Raw genomic sequence first — 18488 nt, forward strand, 5'->3', positions numbered from 1 at the left:
TTATCTTCTCTTTCCACGGAAACACAGGATGAGTAAGCAAACGGTTTTATCTTCTCTTTCCGTATGAACGGACTCTGGAGTGATTATATCGGTGCGCGTTCGGTGCGGAAGCACCGGCGAGAGAATTGTTTTTAGCGATCACTTCTTCCGGTTTTGAGGAGGAACGTTTCTCGGTAACGCTTTTCACATTCACGCGGCCGATGCTCGATGTATTGATCGTCGAATTGCGCGGGCTGCCGGAGCGGCCTCCCTTTTTGTGTACCGTCATGTCGGTCAGCGGATACTTAGGATTCGCGGCGACCGGAATACCCTTGCCGAGCAGCTTTTCGGTCTGTTGGACAAGCGGAAGTTCCTCATAATTGCAAAATGAGATGGCGATGCCGCCGAGTCCGGCTCTGCCGGTGCGCCCGATGCGGTGGATATACATCTCGGCCTCTTCGGGGATATTGTAGTTAAACACATACGGCAGCTCCTTGATGTCAATGCCGCGCGCCGCGATCTCGGTCGCGATCAGCATCCTCACCGAGCCGTCTTTAAAGCTCTTGAGCGCGTTCTGGCGCGCGCCCTGCGACTTGTTGCCGTGGATGGCGAGCGCCGATACGCCGTCTTTGACGAGCTGTTTGGTGAGCAGATCCGCGCCGTGCTTGGTGCGGGTGAATACCAGCGCCTGCCGGATGTTTTCATCAGCGAGAATGTCGAGCAGCAAATCTTTTTTATGAGCCGTGTCAACGTAATAGAGCCGCTGTTCGATGGTCTCGACGGTCCGGGTCTCGGGTGAGATATCGATGCGCACATAGTCCTTGAGAAGGGACTGCACCAGTTTGACGACTTCGGCGGGCATCGTGGCGGAAAACATCAAGGTTTGGCGTTCGTTTCTCAGCTTCGCCGAGATTTTCCGGACGTCGTGGATAAAGCCCATATCAAGCATGCGATCGGCTTCGTCGAGCACAAAAATCTCGACGGAATTCAAGCTGACAATGCCCTGATCCATCAAATCGCACAGCCGTCCGGGCGTGGCGATCAAAATATCGACGCCTCTTGCAAGCACTGCTTCCTGCTGCTTTTGACTGACGCCGCCGACGACAACGCCGCAGTGAAGCGACAGGTGGCGCCCGTAGGCCTTGAAGTTGTCATAGATCTGGATGGCGAGTTCTCTCGTCGGGGTTAAAATCAGGGTTCTGATTTTCGAATGGTCGTTGGCGCTGCCGTAACGATTCCACAGCAGTTGGAGAATCGGGAGGGCGAAAGCGGCGGTTTTTCCGCTTCCGGTTTGCGCGCATCCCAGGATATCGCGGCCGGAGAGCACCTCCGGAATGGCCTTTTCCTGAATTTGCGACGGGGCTTCATAACCCTGCTCCTCCAACGCTTTCAAAATCTGGAGGCAGAGCTGCAATTGGGTAAATGACATGAAATATCTCTTTCTAATTTAAATTCCTTTACTTTTTAACACGGGCTGATTTGGTATCAAAAACGCGTATGCGTATTCAATCAAGCGATATATGAACGATTATGAAGTAAAGGGGCTGACATAAACAACCCATAATACGCTGCTTTTATAGTATAGCACAGATCGGAAAACTATTCAAGCCGCAGTAAAACGGATACAAAACAACCGGACGAATGCCATCTGTGAACACAAATTCCCAGAATCAAGCGATCGGCGCAAATGTAAGAATATATCGCGGTATTTATGAAGTGAAAAGCATAAAAACACACTCTTTTTAAAAAGAGCTGTTTTTTATGTGCGACTATCGGCGGAATAAACGTGGACCCGCCCCGTTTGTGTCATTGCTTCAGTTCGATTAATTTTGCTTTTTGCAAAATAACTGCGATGGCGGGGATAAAAACGATTTGAATCACGATGCCGGGCAGAGCGGTGACAAAGGCGGAAGCCAGCCAAGCGGTCATGGAGTATTTGCCCGCGTTAAAAATCAACGCGTTTAAAATACCGAATAAGATTCTGCCGGAGATCATGGCGCCGATCAGCGAAATATAGATTCTTGCCGTCGTATTTTTCAAAGGGGTAAAACGCATCAGCAAAGACGCAGCCGTGCCGTATGCCGCAAGCTCAAAAAGCATGGACGGTAAAATCGCAGCCGGCGGCATTCCGGTCAGTAAACTCGATAAAACCGGGACGACGATCCCGCAGGCCAAACCGTAAGGAAATCCGCAGACAAGACCGCACAGCAATACCGGAATGTGCATCGGCAAAAATATCCGGCCGGAATCGGGAATCGAATGGAACGCAATGGGAAGAACAATGCCGAGCGCGACAAACAGAGCCGCGAGAACTAATTTTTTGGTGTTGCGCATCAAAAGAACCTCCATAAAATTAAAACCTTATATTTTTACTCTTACCATTTTTATAAAATACATCCGTTCGTTGTCAATCAAGGAATCAAGGGTGAAAAAAGGTTTAAACTTATCCGCTTCAACCTCCGCACTTTCCAAAGTGACCGATAATTTCGATACGCTTTCGCCTTTATGGCGGTTGTTGATTTCCGATTTGCTCATACTGTGCGCGATGATCAGCGCGCCGCCGATTTTCAGCACCTGCGCCGCTTTTTTCGCCACTGCCGATTTATCCTGAAAATGAGGATACGAATTGAAAAAGATGACCGCATCCGACAGCGGAAGCGCCGCGTTCAAAAAATTGTCATGGATATATTCAATGCGGCTGTCGCCGAAACGCGCTTTCGCCGACCGCAGCATTTCGCCGGAAATGTCCACCGCGATGATCTTTGCGGGATCGGTTTTTAAAAGATGTTCAAACATCACGCCCGTCCCGCAGCCGATATCGGCAATCACACTGTTCGGCGAAATGTTCATTCGGGCTGCCAGTTCTTCTCTCAATTCATATTTGTCGGGAGCGGGATCCCAGTTCGGCGCCAATTGATCAAAAAAGGCCTCCATGTCTTGATTCATTATTTCAACCCCATCCGTCATCATTTAATAACATCGTTTCATAAAAATGATGTACTCATACAGAATAAAACACATCATTCGGCCGCACAAGCCCCCCGAGGGGATGTGTTTTGCTTATGATGTGTTATAATGGAAAAGTTGAACGATATATTTTTTCGGCGGTGTTAAGAATGAACGAACAGAATAATCACAACCCGATAAACAGTCCGCAAAATCCCGGACTTGCGCATGACGGGCTTTCTCCCCTCACACACGGCCATACCCATACGAATACCAAAGCTGTTTTGAACCGGCTGTCCCGCGCCATCGGCCATTTGACCTCGGTGCGCGGAATGGTAGAGCGGGGGCAGGACTGCGCGGAAGTATTGATACAGCTTGCAGCGGTCCGCTCCGCGATTAACGGCGTCTGTGAAGTAATTTTGAAGGATCACCTCGACCACTGCATTGTGGACGCGGTAAAAACAGGCGATGTGCAGGCGATCGACGAATTGGACAAGGCGATTGAAATGTTGATCAAAAAATAAAACCGGTATCACCTTGGACCTTCAATCCGCTGCATATTCATCTTCCAAAACGCTCATTAAAATATCGGAATAAAACCGCCCGTCGATAAAGGCGCTGTCGCGCAGAATACCTTCTTTTTTAAATCCCCACTTTTCATAACAGCGAATTCCTCGCAAGTTATATTCGAGCACTTTCAGATCGATTCTGTGAAAATGCAGTGTCTCAAAGCCGTACTTTAACAACAATCCGGTGACCGTGGTGCCGATTCCTTTTGCGTGGAGATTCGGGTCAAAGATACCGATGGAATAAGTCGCGCACCTGTCCGCCGGGGAAACATGACTGAATCTGGCAGCGCCGACGCATTTGCCACCGATGTCGATAATCCATGAGTAGTCTTTATCAATTTGGCGGACATACCAGTCCTCCCAAAAAGAGCGTTCGGGGAAATCCGGAGCGGTCATGGATTCTCCGCCGCACATATGGACAAATTCGTGGTGTCTTCCGAGGACAAAACGGTCGTCGATATCGCTCTTACGAATTTACCTGAGTGAGATATTGCCGCTTGTGAGGGTTGGGATGTCGGACATCATATGCACTCCTTCTTACATCAAACCCGCGTTTCACATCAGGCACGAAAGGGCTTTCACGCAAAGAGGGATATCCTGTTCCGGGTTTTGGGCACGCCCTTCAACCGAGACAAGCCCGTCATAGCCGATTCTATCAAATATCGTTTTAAATTCATTGTAATCAAATCCGTCGCCGGGCTTGGGCATCATTCGGGTCCCGGGGTGGCAGATGTGGACATGGCGCAGCAGTCCGGCGTTTTGATAAAGCCCGTCCAAACCCTCGCCGGTTTGCGCAATGTGGTAAAAATCAGCCGTCACGCCGACGTTGTCCATTCCGACTGCACGCACGAATTCCGCGGTCTCGGAAAAGGTGCTGAGCAGATTGGTTTCGTTATGGTTGAGCGGTTCGACGGCGACGGTGATTCCGTATTCCGCCGCGATTTTTCCGGCGAGAATGACAACTTGCCTGAATTGCGACAGCGCTTTTGCGCGGTCGTAACCGTCGGGCACCGTGCGGCTGAAGCCGCTGCCCAAAACCGCGGTTTTACAGCCGAGTTTTGCTGCGTTTTTCAGAGCGTTGCGGATGTACTCTTCGAGCAAGGCGCAGTCGACGCTTTCGCCGACCAGCCGATGTTTGTCCCGGTCAAAAAAATTATTGAACGAAAACGCCGGAACCGCTAAAGCGGCTTTACAACGCCCGAGCTCGGATTCATCCATCGCCGCGATTGAGACGAGAGCCGGTTCAAGATAATCAAAACCGGCGCTTTTTACCGCGGCACTGTATTCCGGCGAAGTGCAGATTCCGAATTTCATGCGTTATCCTCGTTTCCTTGTTTTTGTTTTTTACGGAAAGATGAATCTGATAAGGATTACTGATTTTCCCGTTTATACAAAGAATACAGATAAAGAGGAAGGCGGGCGTTGAACCTTTTTTCGGCCTTGATCTCGTAATAGATACCGCCGGCGGTAAAAACCAGGGTGTTGCGCCCGTGCATCTCCATCGAGGTGATCGCCGATAGCGGAGCGTTATATTGAATTTGATCCCCTTTATAGATACTTAAACCCTCTTTGTTGAAGTTGAATTGTCCCCTCGCCAAGGCAAAACGGCTGTGCTTTCCGCCGACGCGGTATAATTTCACAAAGCTGAATTTCATGTCAATCCGGTCCGGCAGAGCATTTGATCTTTTTTCCAACTCCCGTAGCTGGAGATGATACCATTCGGTGAACGTTTTCGGAACTTCCGGCGGACCCGAAAAATACCCGAATTCGTCGTATTCGGCATGCATGCCGCATTCGCAGGCAATCGTTTCGTTTTTTGAAGTCATCCGGCCGATTTTTTCGCAAACGGGGCAGTAAAACAGCGCTGTTTCAAGCCCCTCGGCCAATTTCTTTCCCTTGTACGCGACTTTTTCGGCCTCCTGATCGGCATAGGCGTCGACGTAAATGTCTGAAGAAATGGCCGCGGAGACCTCGGCATCGGTCATTTGTTTTAATCGTTCCGGCGAATACACGTTCACGACTTTGCCGGTCATTCTGCCGATTCTCTTCGTGAATGCCCACCGCGGCGTGGTCAGAAAACCGCCGGTGAGCCGATAGGTGACAAGCGGAGCGCCGAGGGCGCGAATCAACTTTCCGGTGTTTTCGTATAACGGGCCTGTGCGCCCGTCGAGCGATTTATTGCCTTCCGGAAAAATGCCGATGCTGCAGCCCTGTTTCAGCCGGCGTCGCATCTCCAGCACGGTAGAAGCGTCGACGGAACCCTTTCTCCGGGCGATCGGGCTGTAGACATATTCAAGCGCCGCAGCGAAAAGCGGGTGTCTGAAGATGTGTTCACTCGCGACATAATACATCTGCGGCATTGTGATGCCCATCAAAAACGGGTCCATGTCGCAGTTGTGATTGGCAACCGCGACAAAAGGCACCGGGAGTTCCTGATGCGTCAGAAAAGAAAAAGCGAAATTTTTCATGAATCTTCTGCCGACCAGCCGCCGCGAAAATTCAAACAGCCGGCGGTGTCTTTTGATGGCGTTTTCGGTCAATTTCATATGGTTTACCTTGCTTCGATTATTTTGAAAGTCGGGTAACCGATGCGTTTACGCGGTTTAACGCCGTACCGGCCTTTTCGAAAAGTTCTGAAAATTCTTCGTGAGATTTATGTAAAGTGGCTATGCAGATGCTTCAGAATATGCATATTATAATACGGGAATTCATAAAAATCAACGAAATTTCCTGTAATCTGTCATATGAATGCAATAAAAGACCTTTTCTTCGGATGTAATATACGCAGAACCAATAAAAAAACACGCGACAGCGTGTTTTTTCTGGAGCGGGAAACGGGGATCGAACCCGCGACATTCTGCTTGGGAAGCAGACGCTCTACCGCTGAACTATTCCCGCGAAAGCAAAAAACATCGTATCATACCTTTGCCGTTTTGTCAATGTTTAAAAAATTGAAAAAATACGTGATAATGTTAATTAAATACAATTTACATTGGTTTACAAGGTAAATGTAACATGGTAGAATATGGACAGACGAAGGTTGATCGTCTGGCCGCTCCTCCGCGGCGTAAACCCAAGGGGCGCCCTTTTTGAGCGCCCCTTGAGTTGTTTATGAAACTTTAAATTATTCGTCTTCTTCTTCGTCTTCGTGTTTATACTGCGCGATGACCTGCTGCGCGACGTTGGCGGGGGCTTCTTCGTAACGGTCGAACGTGAAGGTGAAGCTGCCTCTTGCCTTGGTCATGGCGCGCACCGAAATGGAATAATCGTTCATTTCGGCCATCGGAATATCGGCTTCGACTTTGGTGTAACCGGGTTCGTCTTCCGCCGGGCCCATACCGAGCATTCTGCCGCGGCGCTTGTTGATGTCGCCCATGACGTCGCCGACGTTGGCTTCGGGGACCATGACCGACAGACGGCCGACCGGTTCGAGCAATACGGGTTTGGCCTGCGGGATACCCGTTTTAAACGCCAGTTTGGCTGCCGAGACGAAGGCGATTTCTTTGGAGTCGACCGGGTGCGATTTTCCGTCGAACAGGATGGCTTTCACGCCGATGAGCGGGAATCCGGCGAGCACGCCTTTTAAAATGGCTTCTTTTGCGCCTTTCAGAACGGCAGGGATGAATTCCTTCGGGACAGAACCGCCGACCGTGGCGTTGACAAATTCGAATTCCTCGCCGGTTGTGAGCGGTTCAAAGCGCATATTGACGACGCCGAACTGGCCGGAACCACCGGATTGTTTCTTATGTTTGCCTTCGGCTTCCGAGCGACCGCGGATGGTTTCGCGGTAGGGTACTTTCGGATCGATCAGTTCGATGCCGACGCCGAATTTGGCCTTGAGTTTGGAAGCGAGCACGTCCAGATGGCTCTCGCCCAAACCGGAAAGGATTTGTTGTTTGGTCTCCGAATTGACGACGAAGGTGAAAGTCGGATCCTCATCCTTGAGCTTGATCAGGCCGGAAGAAACCTTTTCTTCGCTGCCTTTGTCGGCGGCGACAACCGCTTTGGAAAGGGTGGGGGCCGGGAACTTCATCGGCGGGAATTTAACTTTACGGCTTGCGTCGCAGAAAGTGTCGCCGGTATTTGCGGATGCGACTCTTGTGACCGCGACGATGTCTCCGGTGCCGGCGCCCTCGATTTCGGTGCTCTTTTTGCCCTTGACCAGCATGATGTGGCCGATGCGCTCGGAAGAGCCGTTGGTGCTGTTGATCAGAGTGCAGTTGACCTTCATCGAGCCGGCGATGATTTTAAAGAAAGACAGTTTGCCGACAAACGGGTCGGCAATCGTCTTGAAGACATAGGAACAGGTCGGAGCGGCGGGGTCGTAGGCGATTTTGATTTCGTTGTCGTTGTCGTCGAGCGCGGTTTCGGGACCGCATGCGCCGGGGGCGGGCATATAGTCGCCGATGCTGTCCATCAGACCGGCAATCGCTTCGAGCTGATAGGCCGAGCCGCAGACGACCGGGAAGACCTTGCGTTCGGAGACGCCTTTGCGCAGCGCGTCGAGGGTCTCCTGTTCGGTGAAGGGTTCGCCGCCGAAGAATTTATCCATCAGGGCATCGCTCTCTTCGCAAATGGCTTCACGCATCATCTCGGTCAGTTCGGTGACTCTGCCCGAGAGCGTAGCCGGAAGGTCGGCGACGGTCTCTTTGCCTGATTTGTCATAGGTCTTGTATTTGCCGCGTGCGATGTCGACGTAGCCGCGTTTGCCGCCGTCCTCGACCGGGATGAAAAGCGGGCAGACGCCGTTGCCGAACTGATTGCGGAGTTCGTCGAAGGTGCCGTGGAAATCGGCGTTTTCCTCATCGAGCTTGGAGATGAAAAAGGCTGTCGGCAGGCTGCGGTTCTTAGCATAACGAAAAGCTTTTTCGACGCCGACTTCGACGCCGTCCTTGGCCGAGAGCACGATCATGGCGCTGTCGGCGCCGTTGATTCCCTGAATGACCTCGCCGGCGAAATCGAAATACCCCGGCGTGTCGATAACGTTGATTTTGATATTTTTCCATTCGACCGGAAGGACGGTGGTGGAAATGGAGATCTTCCTGCGAATCTCTTCGGGGTCATAATCGCTGACGGTATTGCCGTCCGCGACTTTGCCCATACGGTCGGTGCCGCCGGATAAAAAGAGCATCGCTTCAACTAAAGACGTTTTGCCGCTTCCGCCGTGGCCCATCAGGCAGACGTTCCTGATGTCCTTGCATTCGTAGTTTTTCATCGAATTCTTGCCACTCCTTAAAAATCATGTTTACAATAAAAAAAGTGCTAAAACGCACTTTGTAAAAAGTGCGTTTCGCACCTTTTTTAAAAAAGCGCGGACCGCAGTTCGGGGCGCTTTTATGCACGCGAATTTCATTATAATATAAAATACACGCAAAAACAAGATGTTTTTTATTTAATTTCACAAATTTGCGTCAGTCTTTTGCGGTTTCGTACCACGCCAGAAGCAGATCCACCATCCGTCCGTAGCTCTTGACGCCGTCTTCCTGACCCTGCGCCTGAAGATAAGTATTATTGACGGTTGTCGCTTTTTCCGCGACTTTGCCCTCATATTGATCCCAGTGCCGTGCGTATTGGTCGAGATCGGCAATGAGCAGATCGCCGTAGGTTCCGTACAATTTACGGTATAAAGTTTTGCTGCTCGAAAAGAGCTTATTCTGACTGTAGGTCAGTGCCATCATATAGCCGCTGTATTTCACCAGCGGGTCCCCGGAATCACGGGTGACGTAAAATGCGAAAAAGTTGGCTTCGTCCTCGGGCGCGATGCCGTACCGGTGAGACATTTCGTGCGCCATCGTAAAGGGCAGTGCCGCGGAAGTGCTGTTGCTGTTGACGTTGCTCTCGCCTGTGATAAAAGTGAAGACGCCGGTGATCTGGGTATAGGAAAAGGGCTTTGAGGCGAGGATATATTTTGCGGGCGTCTCTTTGCGGCCGGTCACCGCAGAAAAGTCTTTTGCGACCCGGTCGGCTGTTTTTGTGAAGTTGATATCGGGAATTTTGCCGTCGGAATCCCGTTCGACCTGCGCAGCCAGTTTGTCGGCGTTATCGGCAAGATATGTACAGAGTTCATAAAGCTCCTGACTGCTTCGGTTTTTGACGTTTAAACCGAGGCTTTGAGAGAGCGGCGGAGCGTAGTAATTAAGCCCCCACAGCACATAGAACGAAAATATGAGCACCGCTGCGGCAACCGCCCAGCCGGTGACAAATTTGATCAGGCCGTAGATGCGTCTCGGGCCGGCAATCAAACGGAAAATCAGCCGGATCACAGAGACCGCAAGGCCGAGGGCAACGATATAGATGAGAATCTCCGCTGCGGAAAACGAAAAAAAACCGGTTATTTTTGAGAGGATGTTCTCCGCCGCCCGCGAATACGGCAAATAAGTGCCGGCGATAAAATCCGGATTGCTTTTGCCGACCCAGATCAAAACAGCCGTCAGAAAGCCAAAAACAATCACGGTCATCAGATCCCGGAAAATGCCGTTGTAAGATTTTGCCTTATCGCCGATATTCGCCATCGCTTTTTCCGCCCTTTCTTTAAAATCTGACAATATTCTACCATTCTGAGATAGGAAAGTCAATTTGAAAAAGCAGGCAGTCCGTTAATAATGTGTGTGAAAAAACTGAAAAAGATTACCGCGGAAACGGCTTCCCGCATTTCGGGCAGGATTCGAAAATTTCACCGGTCATATAGCCGCAGTTCGGGCATCGGTGAACAGGGGGCTCATCCGATTGCCTGCAGTCAAACTTTAAGTCATCGAGGTTCAGTTCGGTGACTTTTCCGGTTTCGACGGCGCGGCCGAGTTCGGGGCTGATCTCACAGGTCTTCGCGCAGCAGGACATTCCGGCGTAATAGTGTTTATCCCATTTGAAAAAGGGGATGAAAAACAGTGTGAAATAAGTATATCGCATCCATACGGTGACAAGCCCGAATTGTCCGCAGCATTTGCAGATGACCCGCTGTCTGAAATTCAATTGTTTTTCATTTTGGCTGACGCCGAATATCAGAAACATAACGCGCTCCGAATGCGATGATGGATTTAGTATAACATCTTTTCCCTGAAAAATGAGAAAATCCCGGGAAAGAAAAACGGAAAGCGGTTCATCACTCTCCGTTTTTCGTTAAATCGAAATCTTGACCTCTTCAAGCGGTAAAGGTTACCGTACATCATTCAAATTGAAATCTTGACGATGTCCCCGCCGGCGCTTTCGACGTCCACGATGGTCATCGGGCCGAATTTTTTTCGGGTCTCCTTGACTGCTCTGATCAGTGCCCTCAGCTGCTGAGGAGACAATTTCCCGGGGGTCTTTTCCGCCAGTAAATTGCAGATACCGGGCAGTCCCGCGAGTCCCGTCGGCACCCAAAATGACAGATGCACTCTGTGGCCTTCATCTTTAGCGTTGATTTTGATTTTCATAATTCGATCCAGCCCTCGACAATATCGCCGTCAGCTGATTCAACTTCCAGGAATTTTCCGAGGATTCCGCTTTCGGCGGCGGAGACGATATTTCCGAGATCAATTTGTCCCAACCAGCTTTTTCCGGTGATCGATCCCAAGTCCATTCCCGAATCGGTGGCTGATTTTAACAACATCAGAGGCAGATTGATGTTTACTTTATCCCCTTTGGTGGTAAGCACCTTAAGACGAAAGACGGCACCGGAGGGGTCGCCCCGTTCGTTTTTCGCAACGACTTTGACCTTATCCTGCGATTCCCCGCGCAGCAGTTCATCGACCGTGACGTTAAAATAATCGGCCAGTTTCGGAAGCGCGGTGATGTCGGGGCAGGTGATGTCGTTTTCCCATTTGCTGACCGCCTGAGGGGAGATGCCCATATATTCGGCGAGTTCGTCCTGTGTGATTTCCTTGCGTTTGCGCAGACGCGCGATGCGGTTGCCCAGTGTTTCCATTCTATCATTCCTTTCAAATCACACACGCTTGACTGCGCGTGTTTTACAGGAAAATGATACGGCCTTTTTGACGGAATTTACAGCGACCGTCCGTTGATATTATAACGCAAAAGTAGAAATAAGGTCAACCGACGGTTGTAAAACGGTTTTTTGCATAGCTGGTTTGGGCGGAAGGGGCGGGAATGATCTTATAAGTCGGCTGCAAATCTTCCCCGACCTGAGCGGTCAGCGGAATCAGCCGGCTGCCCTCGATATTTTCGTTGAAGTCCGCCGAATGAGCGGCTAACTTCAGCAAATGGGTGACGACCAGGCCCCGCGCGCCGGCATTCATCAGGGAACAGAGGGTCTCGCCCATGATCTCGGCCGCGTCCCGGCCGGAGGTGCCGGTCAGCGCCTCGTTGAAGGCGAAAAATCCGTTTCCGGACTTGACGGGCCCGATTGCGCCGGCAAGGCGTAAAAGTTCCTCTCCGAGCCGTCCTGTGCCGATCTTTCCGCTCTCCTCGTCGGCAAAAACCGCGCTAATCGAATCGGCTGCGCCGATCAAAGCTGATTTTGCCGGCACGGGAAATCCGAGCTGATATAAAAGCTGAGCGGTCAGAACCGAGACCAGATACCGGGTCTTTCCGCCCGCGTTTGCGCCGGTGACAATCCCGATCTCCCCGTTCAGGGTCAGGTCGTTCGGGACTGCGGCCTTTCCGATCTTTTCGAGCAAAAACAGGTCAAAGAGTCCCCGCGTCTCAAACGCGCCGGCTTTTTCCGCGGCAAAACACCAGCCGATACCGGCTTTTTCCCATTGTTCTATTAAATTCAAACCGGCGAGACAGAACACCGCGCCCGCCGCATACGGCGCCAAAACGGCGAGAACGCGGCGTATGAAATTTTTGACGTCGGCATGCAGATCCGCGCTTGTGTCATTGAGGACGACCCGGAATCCCCCCGGAAATGCGGCGACGAAATCCATGAAATCCTTATTTTCTTTCATCGCCGTGAGCACCCAATACTGCCGCCGCCCGACCATGATCTTATAAAAGCCGTCGCGCAGAAAAAATCTTTTCAAGGATTTTTTCGGCTCCGGAATCGGTTTTTGATCAACCGAAAGCAGCTTACATCCGGCCGGAAGCAGGTCCTCGTCAAAATTGAGCCCGACGGCATAACCCCTGGCGTCAAGAATGTCAAACCAGATCTTCTTCCACTTTTCCCCGAACCTGTCAAGCGAGAGGTCGGCGCGCAAGGTTTCAATCTGTGTTTTCAGTTCGCGCGCAATCGCGCTTTTCGCGTTCTGAAGGACATGCGCGAAATCGCCGATCGTATTCAAAACGGCGGTGACGTGTCCGCAGGGATCGATATTGGCGATTGCGTCGCCGTTATCGTCAAACCGGTTTCCGGCATACTCCCGCCAGCCGATGTATTCATCGGCGAACCGCCTGAAGCATTCGGCGATCCGTTTATTTTCGTAAAGTTCCGAAAGAAGTTCCTGCCGGGCGCGGATGACCTCGGGATCGGCGCTGACGAGTTCCGCGAGCATCGCATCGGTGAGAAGCCCCCCGGTACCGCGCTTGAATAAGAGATTATAAAATTCCGAAAACGGCAGCTGTTGCAACCCGAACAACACAGTACGCCGCGGCGCGCGGCCGCCCCATAGGAATTCGTTCATCGCAATTATCCTCCTTTCGCCGGACGGATCCGTTCAGGCCTTTTGTGCGAGTTTTTCTCCTAGCGCCCGGATGAAATCGGCGTCTTTATACCGGATACCGGCGCTGTGCGCAAGTTCCACGGCATAACTCTCGCATTTTGGCGCTTCGGCAAGCACTTTGAAGGTATGAACCGCGCCGCCGTCGGGCTGTGGGATGCTCTGCATGGATAAGCTGCCGTAATCGCCGCCGAGCAGCGAAAACAGTTCATAAAGATGAGTCACCATGATGCCGCTTCCGCCCGCTGCCGTGATTTTTTCAATCATATCGCGGCAGATTTCCGCGCCTTCGTCGGGGTTGGTCGAGGTCATCGGCTCGTTGAGCAGCACGAAAGTGCCGGGTTTCATCTGCCCCATGATCTCGGCAAAGCGTTTGGCCTCGAGCTCCATGCGCGAGAGCTCGGTGTTCTTGTCCTCACCCGCCGAAAACAGGGTCAAAATCGCGGGAACCGCGCAAAGCGTGATTTCCTTCGCGGGGACGTTCCAGCCGAGCTGACCCAAAAACTGCGCCTGGGAAATGCACAATAACAGCTCGGTCTTGCCCGAGTGGTTGGCGCCGGTCAGCACATAGAATTTCTTGCCGAGTTCGACGTCGTTGTCGATGACCGGGTCGGGAGAACCGAGCGCGAGCGCGGCCGAATAGAGCCGCTTCGCGTTGAAATGATCGGCAAATTGCGGTGTCGCATGCCAAAAGCCGTTCGCCGCGAGCCGCCGTTCAAACTCGATTCCCGCGAGCAAAAAGGCCGCGCTGTCGGCGCAGAGGGCGAACCGCCATATTATTTCGATATCATGGGGCGTCTCCATCGCCGACTCAAAGGCAGCGATCTGTTTTTTATACCGGATTTTAAAATCCCGCAGGATGGCGCGCTCAAAGAAGGTGTCGTATTTTCCGAAACTGAATTTTTTCTCGCGCGAAAGCCCCGCGTCACCCGCATCAAGTCCCTCTTTGTCAAAGACCGAATAGGGGGAATAGGGGACGTCCCGGTGTTCTGCGAAGACGACCGCGGTGGTCACGACATCCGGGTGCTCAAGGATGTTCACGCCGATGCGCATGCTGCGCACTCTCATCCAGTTCGTGTCGAGGGCTTCGACCGCCTTTAGAAGCTCATCGCATTTGCTCTCGGCCCTGAGCGCTTTGAACCGCTCAATCAACGCTGTCAGTTCCGGGCAGAGTTTCTTCGCGGCGAGCGCATTGCAGAAGGCGTCGGTGACCGAGGAAAACAACTGCAGCGTGCGGTATTCCCAAAGCTTCATACGCAAATCGACGAGGATGTGCCTGCCTTTTTCAAACGCCTTTTTAAGCTGAAGCATGCCGTGAAGCAGCGCCTTGAAGGCCCCGAACACTTCCGGATCACCGCGCAGGTCAGCCATCACCCGATGGCGCGCGGCGAGGTCGCCGGCATCGTCGGTGAAAAAGCGGCACAAAACTCCCGCGTCGATCGGATATTCGCTGCCGGCGCAGATGTCGAACAACAGCGCGTCGATGCGCAGATTGTGCATATCCTGTTCGTTTCCGGTCCAACAAGCCGGATTCTGGTTTTGCTCAAAAAACAATTTCATGTTCCGAGATCCTCCCCAATCAAGAAATAAAGCGTTTGACCACAGCTTTCGCGTGGCTGGATTCGGCGGGCGGCGCCGGGATGATTTTATAGAGCGGCCTGTCGCCGTCGGTTTGAGCGGTCAGCGTGACAAGCGGACTTCCTCCCGCTTGATTGATGATGTCAAGGGTTTTCGCAAGCCCCAGCAGATGGGTGACGACAAAGCCGCTTGCCCCGGCCTCTTTGAGCATACAGAGCGCCTCGGCCAGAATGCGTTCGCCGTCCCGGCTCGACGTGCCGGTCAGCGGTTCGTTGAAACAGATGAAAACATTTCCCGTCTGTGCGGCAAAAAGACCGTCGGCCAGCTTTTTGAGTTCTTCGCCGAGCCGTCCGATGCCGATCAGCCCTTGTTCTTCGCCCGCGAACACCGAGACGATGCCCGAAAACACGCCGAGTTCGGCATCAACAGCCGGAACCGGGAAACCGAGCTGGAATAAAATCTGACATAACGTCACCGAAGTCACAAACGCGGTCTTTCCGCCGCGGTTCGCGCCGGTCACCACGGCAATCTCTTTGTTTACGCAGACACTGTTTTCGATGGTTTCGCCGATGCCCTCATTTTGGGCGACATAGGGGTCAATCAGCCCCGTGATGCTGATTTCGCCGACCTTTCCGAACGCGGGAATGCAATAGGGAATTTCTTTTTCATGCCAGTAAAGCGCGGTTTTCGCGGCGCACAAATACGGGACGAATTCGGTCACGAGCGGTTCGAGTTCGGCAGCAAGGGTCATGACAAAATATTTGATGCGGCCGGGCGCGTCGAAAACCGTATAACCTTCCATCAATTCACATCCGACCACCTTCAGCAAAAAAGCGTCCCCGAATTTGTTTTCATCGGCATAATTCGATATATCGGCATCCATCGTATGTGCGGCATTGTCAATTTTCATCCTCTCCGCCAAACCGTCTTTCCCGAATGTCTGCACATCGTTCAGGGGGGTTCCGGGATGAAACGGATGTCCGTTGCCGTCGGATAAAAAAGGCGCGAGCTGTCCGGACCTGGCGGCGGTCATGGTCCCCTGTATCCGGTCGATCAGCGGTATTTTTATCGGCTCTGTCCGGTAAGCCGTATTTTTTCTCGAATATTCCTGCTCCCGCATGGCGAGCAGTTTGTATTTTACCGGCCATAAAACGTCGTCGAAATTAAAACCGAAATCGCAGGCATGCATCACAATTTCCGGAACAAACGCCTGTTCCCAGGCGGCGATCATTTTTTGAGCGCTGTGTCTTTGCGCGATCTCCCGGACGCTATCCCTGAAACCGTTCAGCCAGGGATATTGTTTTGCATATTCGGCGGTTTTTAAAAAGCGGTCAACCAATCCCACCACACCGTCGGCATCGTTGAAGCACTCGAGATTGAGCCGGAAATCGCCGAGATCGTGATTCGGCAACTCGTCAAACGAAGACTTGAACTGCATGACCGCATCCGAGATAAAACAAAGATCCTCAAAAAGCATCGGATTGCCGAGCAAGTCGCGCAGGATGTTTTGTCGGCGTCCGATCTCGGCGGGATCGTCGGTCAGCCGCGAAAACAGCTTTTCGGGTTCGAAAAACTGCTCGTAACCGGGACAGATGTTTTTAAAATAAGAGGATTTGAAGATGTTTTCGTCCGTCAAAATCCGCATTTTACTACCTCACCGTGCTGTTTCCCAAATAATACCTCTGATTTGTGAGAAATCTGTGAATCGCTGATGTCATTATATACTTGAATTTGTTTGAATTCCAATCGGTGCGCAAACGGTTGAATTCCCGGCGTGAGGGGTAAAAACAACCACATTCAAGCGTTGCCGGCGGGGATATTTCGTGACTTCTCACGATTGAAAAAGAGGTCTTTGAACGCTATAATGGAATCAGCGCGGAGATCATTTTCGCGCCTTGTCTTTTCGGCGAAAGGAGTCAAATGACTTATGAAGATTGAATATATGCATCCCGCGGATCAACTCGTGATGTTCATGAGCCGCATTTATGAGCGCGGCCTGACCACGACTTCGGGCGGAAACCTGTCGATCCGCGATGAAAACGGCGACATCTGGATCACGCCCGCGGGAATCGATAAAGGGACTCTGACCCGTTCCGACATCATCTGCGTCAAACCCGACGGAAATTGCGTCGGCCCGCATAAGCCCTCGTCGGAACTGCCGTTTCATGCGTCGGTCTATAAAAAACGCCCCGACCTCAACGCGGTGCTGCACGCCCATCCGCCGGGTCTGGTGGCTTTTTCAATCGTCCGAAAATTGCCCGATCTCTTTCTGATCCCATCGGTCAGCAAGGCCTGCGGACAAATCGCGATGGCGGAATATGCTTTGCCCGGGAGCGCGGAACTGGGTGAAAACATCGCCAAAGAATTTTCAGACGGAACCGACATCGTCCTGCTCGAAAACCACGGCGTCGTCATCGGCGCGAAAGACCTGTTTGAAGCGTTCATGAAATTCGAGACCCTCGAATACAGCGCGAATCTGGAGATTTTGGCAAACAAGATCGGCAAGCCCCGGTCGCTGACGCCCGAAGATATCGCCATTACCAATACAAAGATCCACGAGACCATGGACGATTTTATCCCCCATACTCACGCACCCGAAGAACAAGCCGCCCGCCGCGATATGATCACGCTGATCAAGCGCTCTTATCGGCAGGGGCTGTTCAGCGCCACTCACGGGACCTATTCGGTGCGGCTTTCGGACGGCTCGTTCATCATCACGCCGTTCGGGCGCGACCGGGCTTATCTGCAGGAAGAAGACCTTGTGCGCATCAAAAACGGCATGAAGGAGCAGGGGAAAACCCCGTCCAGAGCCGTCAAATTCCACGAGCAGGTCTATTTGAACAACCCCGGCATCAACGCCGTGCTGCTTGCGCACCCCATGCATGTGATGGCCTTTGCCGTGACCGACGCCAAGCTCGACCCGCGCACGATCCCCGAGAGCTATATTTTATTGCGCGAAATCGCAAAAGAACCCTATGAGAGCATTTTCGGCAAGCCCGAAGAGACCTCTAAGAAATTCAATAACCGCGTTCCGGCGCTGATCTTCCAAAACGACTGTGTCGTCGTGACCGGCGCGACCCTGCTGCAGGCCTTCGACCGCCTCGAAGTCGCCGAGACCACCGCTGCCTCGGTCATCGCCTCGAAGGAAGTCGGCAAGATCGTCCACATCACCGAAAAAGAAGTCGAAGACCTCAAGACGGCGTTCCATCTGTGCGATTAAAATAAGAGGTAAAAAGAACAATCATCGGTTACAATTTGATTACCGTTTCATTTTTTACGGGGCGTTAGAAATAACGCCCCGCAAATATTCGTTCTATGCAGTTCAATCCGATGATTTGGTAAAAATATATCAAGACCGTCGGCAAAATGATCTAGAACGGTAGAATTTGTTAGGTGAATCCCACCACCGTTGCGACGGTCCCCCTCCCTTTAACAAGGGAGGCGAGGGGTGAGTTACCCGTAGTAATACGCGGTTTTCTTGCCGATGGCGGCGTTCATCTCGTCGAGCATTTGGTTGCCGCCGAGGGCGAGCATGGCCGCTTTGTATTCATCCACAAGCTGCTGCACCGTTTTATCGAATTTAAATGTGGGTTCAATTGCGTGTAAAATAATATCTACATAATATCTGGTGGCAACTTCATTCCAATTTGCGTCGTAAGCTGCCGATTGGATTACTTGATACTCCTGTGGGATTTTGACGAGCGACCCGTTTTCCAGTGAATCGCTGAACATCTTCAAACGCGCTTTATTTTTGGCGTCGGCGTCGGTGCCGATATCGGTGCCGACGCCGACGCCAAAAATAAAGCGCGTTTGAAGATGTTCA

Annotated in this window: 17 protein-coding genes and 1 tRNA gene; 2 read left to right on the forward strand and 16 right to left on the reverse strand. The window is 51.9% G+C overall.

All coding sequences use genetic code 11. The features are described from left to right. Positions 1-46 precede the first annotated feature (46 nt). The 3 genes from PKH29_09645 to PKH29_09655 form a co-directional block, all read right to left on the reverse strand. A complete protein-coding gene (locus tag PKH29_09645) occupies positions 47-1408 on the reverse strand; it encodes a DEAD/DEAH box helicase (GenBank protein ID HNX15097.1) in 1362 nt (453 codons plus the stop codon). Between the two features lie 377 nt (positions 1409-1785). Next, complete coding sequence (locus PKH29_09650; protein HNX15098.1) at positions 1786-2313, reverse strand: ECF transporter S component; 528 nt, start codon at positions 2311-2313, stop codon at positions 1786-1788. A 27-nt stretch (positions 2314-2340) separates the two neighbouring features. Continuing rightward, the gene (locus PKH29_09655) at positions 2341-2925 is read right to left on the reverse strand and encodes a class I SAM-dependent methyltransferase (GenBank protein HNX15099.1); all 585 of its coding nucleotides are present in this window, start codon (positions 2923-2925) and stop codon (positions 2341-2343) included. Positions 2926-3095: 170 nt separating this feature from the next. Between PKH29_09655 and PKH29_09660 the strand changes: the two genes are divergently transcribed. Next, on the forward strand, positions 3096-3449 hold the full coding sequence (locus PKH29_09660) for a metal-sensing transcriptional repressor (GenBank protein ID HNX15100.1): 354 nt from the start codon (positions 3096-3098) through the stop codon (positions 3447-3449). Between the two features lie 21 nt (positions 3450-3470). On the opposite strand, the gene PKH29_09665 is transcribed toward PKH29_09660, so the two are convergent. From PKH29_09665 to PKH29_09720, 12 genes are all read right to left on the reverse strand, one after another. After that, complete coding sequence (locus PKH29_09665; GenBank protein HNX15101.1) at positions 3471-3953, reverse strand: GNAT family protein; 483 nt, start codon at positions 3951-3953, stop codon at positions 3471-3473. Between the two features lie 96 nt (positions 3954-4049). Beyond that, positions 4050-4808: a sugar phosphate isomerase/epimerase family protein gene (locus PKH29_09670; GenBank protein HNX15102.1), complete on the reverse strand. Its 759-nt coding sequence runs from the start codon at positions 4806-4808 to the stop codon at positions 4050-4052. 56 nt (positions 4809-4864) lie between these two features. Beyond that, on the reverse strand, positions 4865-6040 hold the full coding sequence (locus PKH29_09675; GenBank protein ID HNX15103.1) for a lysophospholipid acyltransferase family protein: 1176 nt from the start codon (positions 6038-6040) through the stop codon (positions 4865-4867). 277 nt (positions 6041-6317) lie between these two features. Then, positions 6318-6392 (reverse strand) — tRNA-Gly (locus PKH29_09680). Positions 6393-6618: 226 nt separating this feature from the next. Continuing rightward, entirely contained in the window at positions 6619-8709 is a 2091-nt protein-coding gene (gene fusA / locus PKH29_09685; GenBank protein ID HNX15104.1) for an elongation factor G, read from the reverse strand. A 196-nt stretch (positions 8710-8905) separates the two neighbouring features. Further along, entirely contained in the window at positions 8906-10006 is a 1101-nt protein-coding gene (locus PKH29_09690) for a DUF3810 domain-containing protein (protein ID HNX15105.1), read from the reverse strand. 115 nt (positions 10007-10121) lie between these two features. After that, on the reverse strand, positions 10122-10502 hold the full coding sequence (locus PKH29_09695; protein HNX15106.1) for a zinc ribbon domain-containing protein: 381 nt from the start codon (positions 10500-10502) through the stop codon (positions 10122-10124). Positions 10503-10660: 158 nt separating this feature from the next. Continuing rightward, positions 10661-10906 carry a hypothetical protein gene (locus PKH29_09700; protein HNX15107.1) on the reverse strand — a complete coding sequence of 82 codons (246 nt, stop codon included), beginning with the start codon at positions 10904-10906 and terminating at the stop codon, positions 10661-10663. Further along, positions 10903-11397: a helix-turn-helix transcriptional regulator gene (locus PKH29_09705; GenBank protein HNX15108.1), complete on the reverse strand. Its 495-nt coding sequence runs from the start codon at positions 11395-11397 to the stop codon at positions 10903-10905. Before PKH29_09705 ends, PKH29_09700 begins: the two co-directional genes overlap by 4 nt. 124 nt (positions 11398-11521) lie before the next feature. After that, positions 11522-13051, reverse strand: a complete 1530-nt coding sequence (locus PKH29_09710) for a hypothetical protein (GenBank protein ID HNX15109.1) — start codon at positions 13049-13051, stop codon at positions 11522-11524. Between the two features lie 33 nt (positions 13052-13084). Continuing rightward, complete coding sequence (locus PKH29_09715) at positions 13085-14647, reverse strand: hypothetical protein (protein HNX15110.1); 1563 nt, start codon at positions 14645-14647, stop codon at positions 13085-13087. Positions 14648-14666: 19 nt separating this feature from the next. Continuing rightward, positions 14667-16310, reverse strand: a complete 1644-nt coding sequence (locus PKH29_09720; GenBank protein HNX15111.1) for a hypothetical protein — start codon at positions 16308-16310, stop codon at positions 14667-14669. Between the two features lie 282 nt (positions 16311-16592). On the opposite strand from PKH29_09720, the gene PKH29_09725 reads away from it, so the two are divergent. After that, the gene (locus PKH29_09725) at positions 16593-17885 is read left to right on the forward strand and encodes a class II aldolase/adducin family protein (GenBank protein HNX15112.1); all 1293 of its coding nucleotides are present in this window, start codon (positions 16593-16595) and stop codon (positions 17883-17885) included. A 233-nt stretch (positions 17886-18118) separates the two neighbouring features. Here PKH29_09725 and PKH29_09730 read toward each other — a convergent pair. Beyond that, positions 18119-18488 (reverse strand): hypothetical protein (locus PKH29_09730; GenBank protein HNX15113.1); only part of this gene is annotated, 370 nt, incomplete at its 5' end.

It is taken from the genome of Oscillospiraceae bacterium (assembly GCA_035353335.1).
Taxonomy (GTDB): Bacteria; Bacillota; Clostridia; order Oscillospirales; family JAKOTC01; genus DAOPZJ01.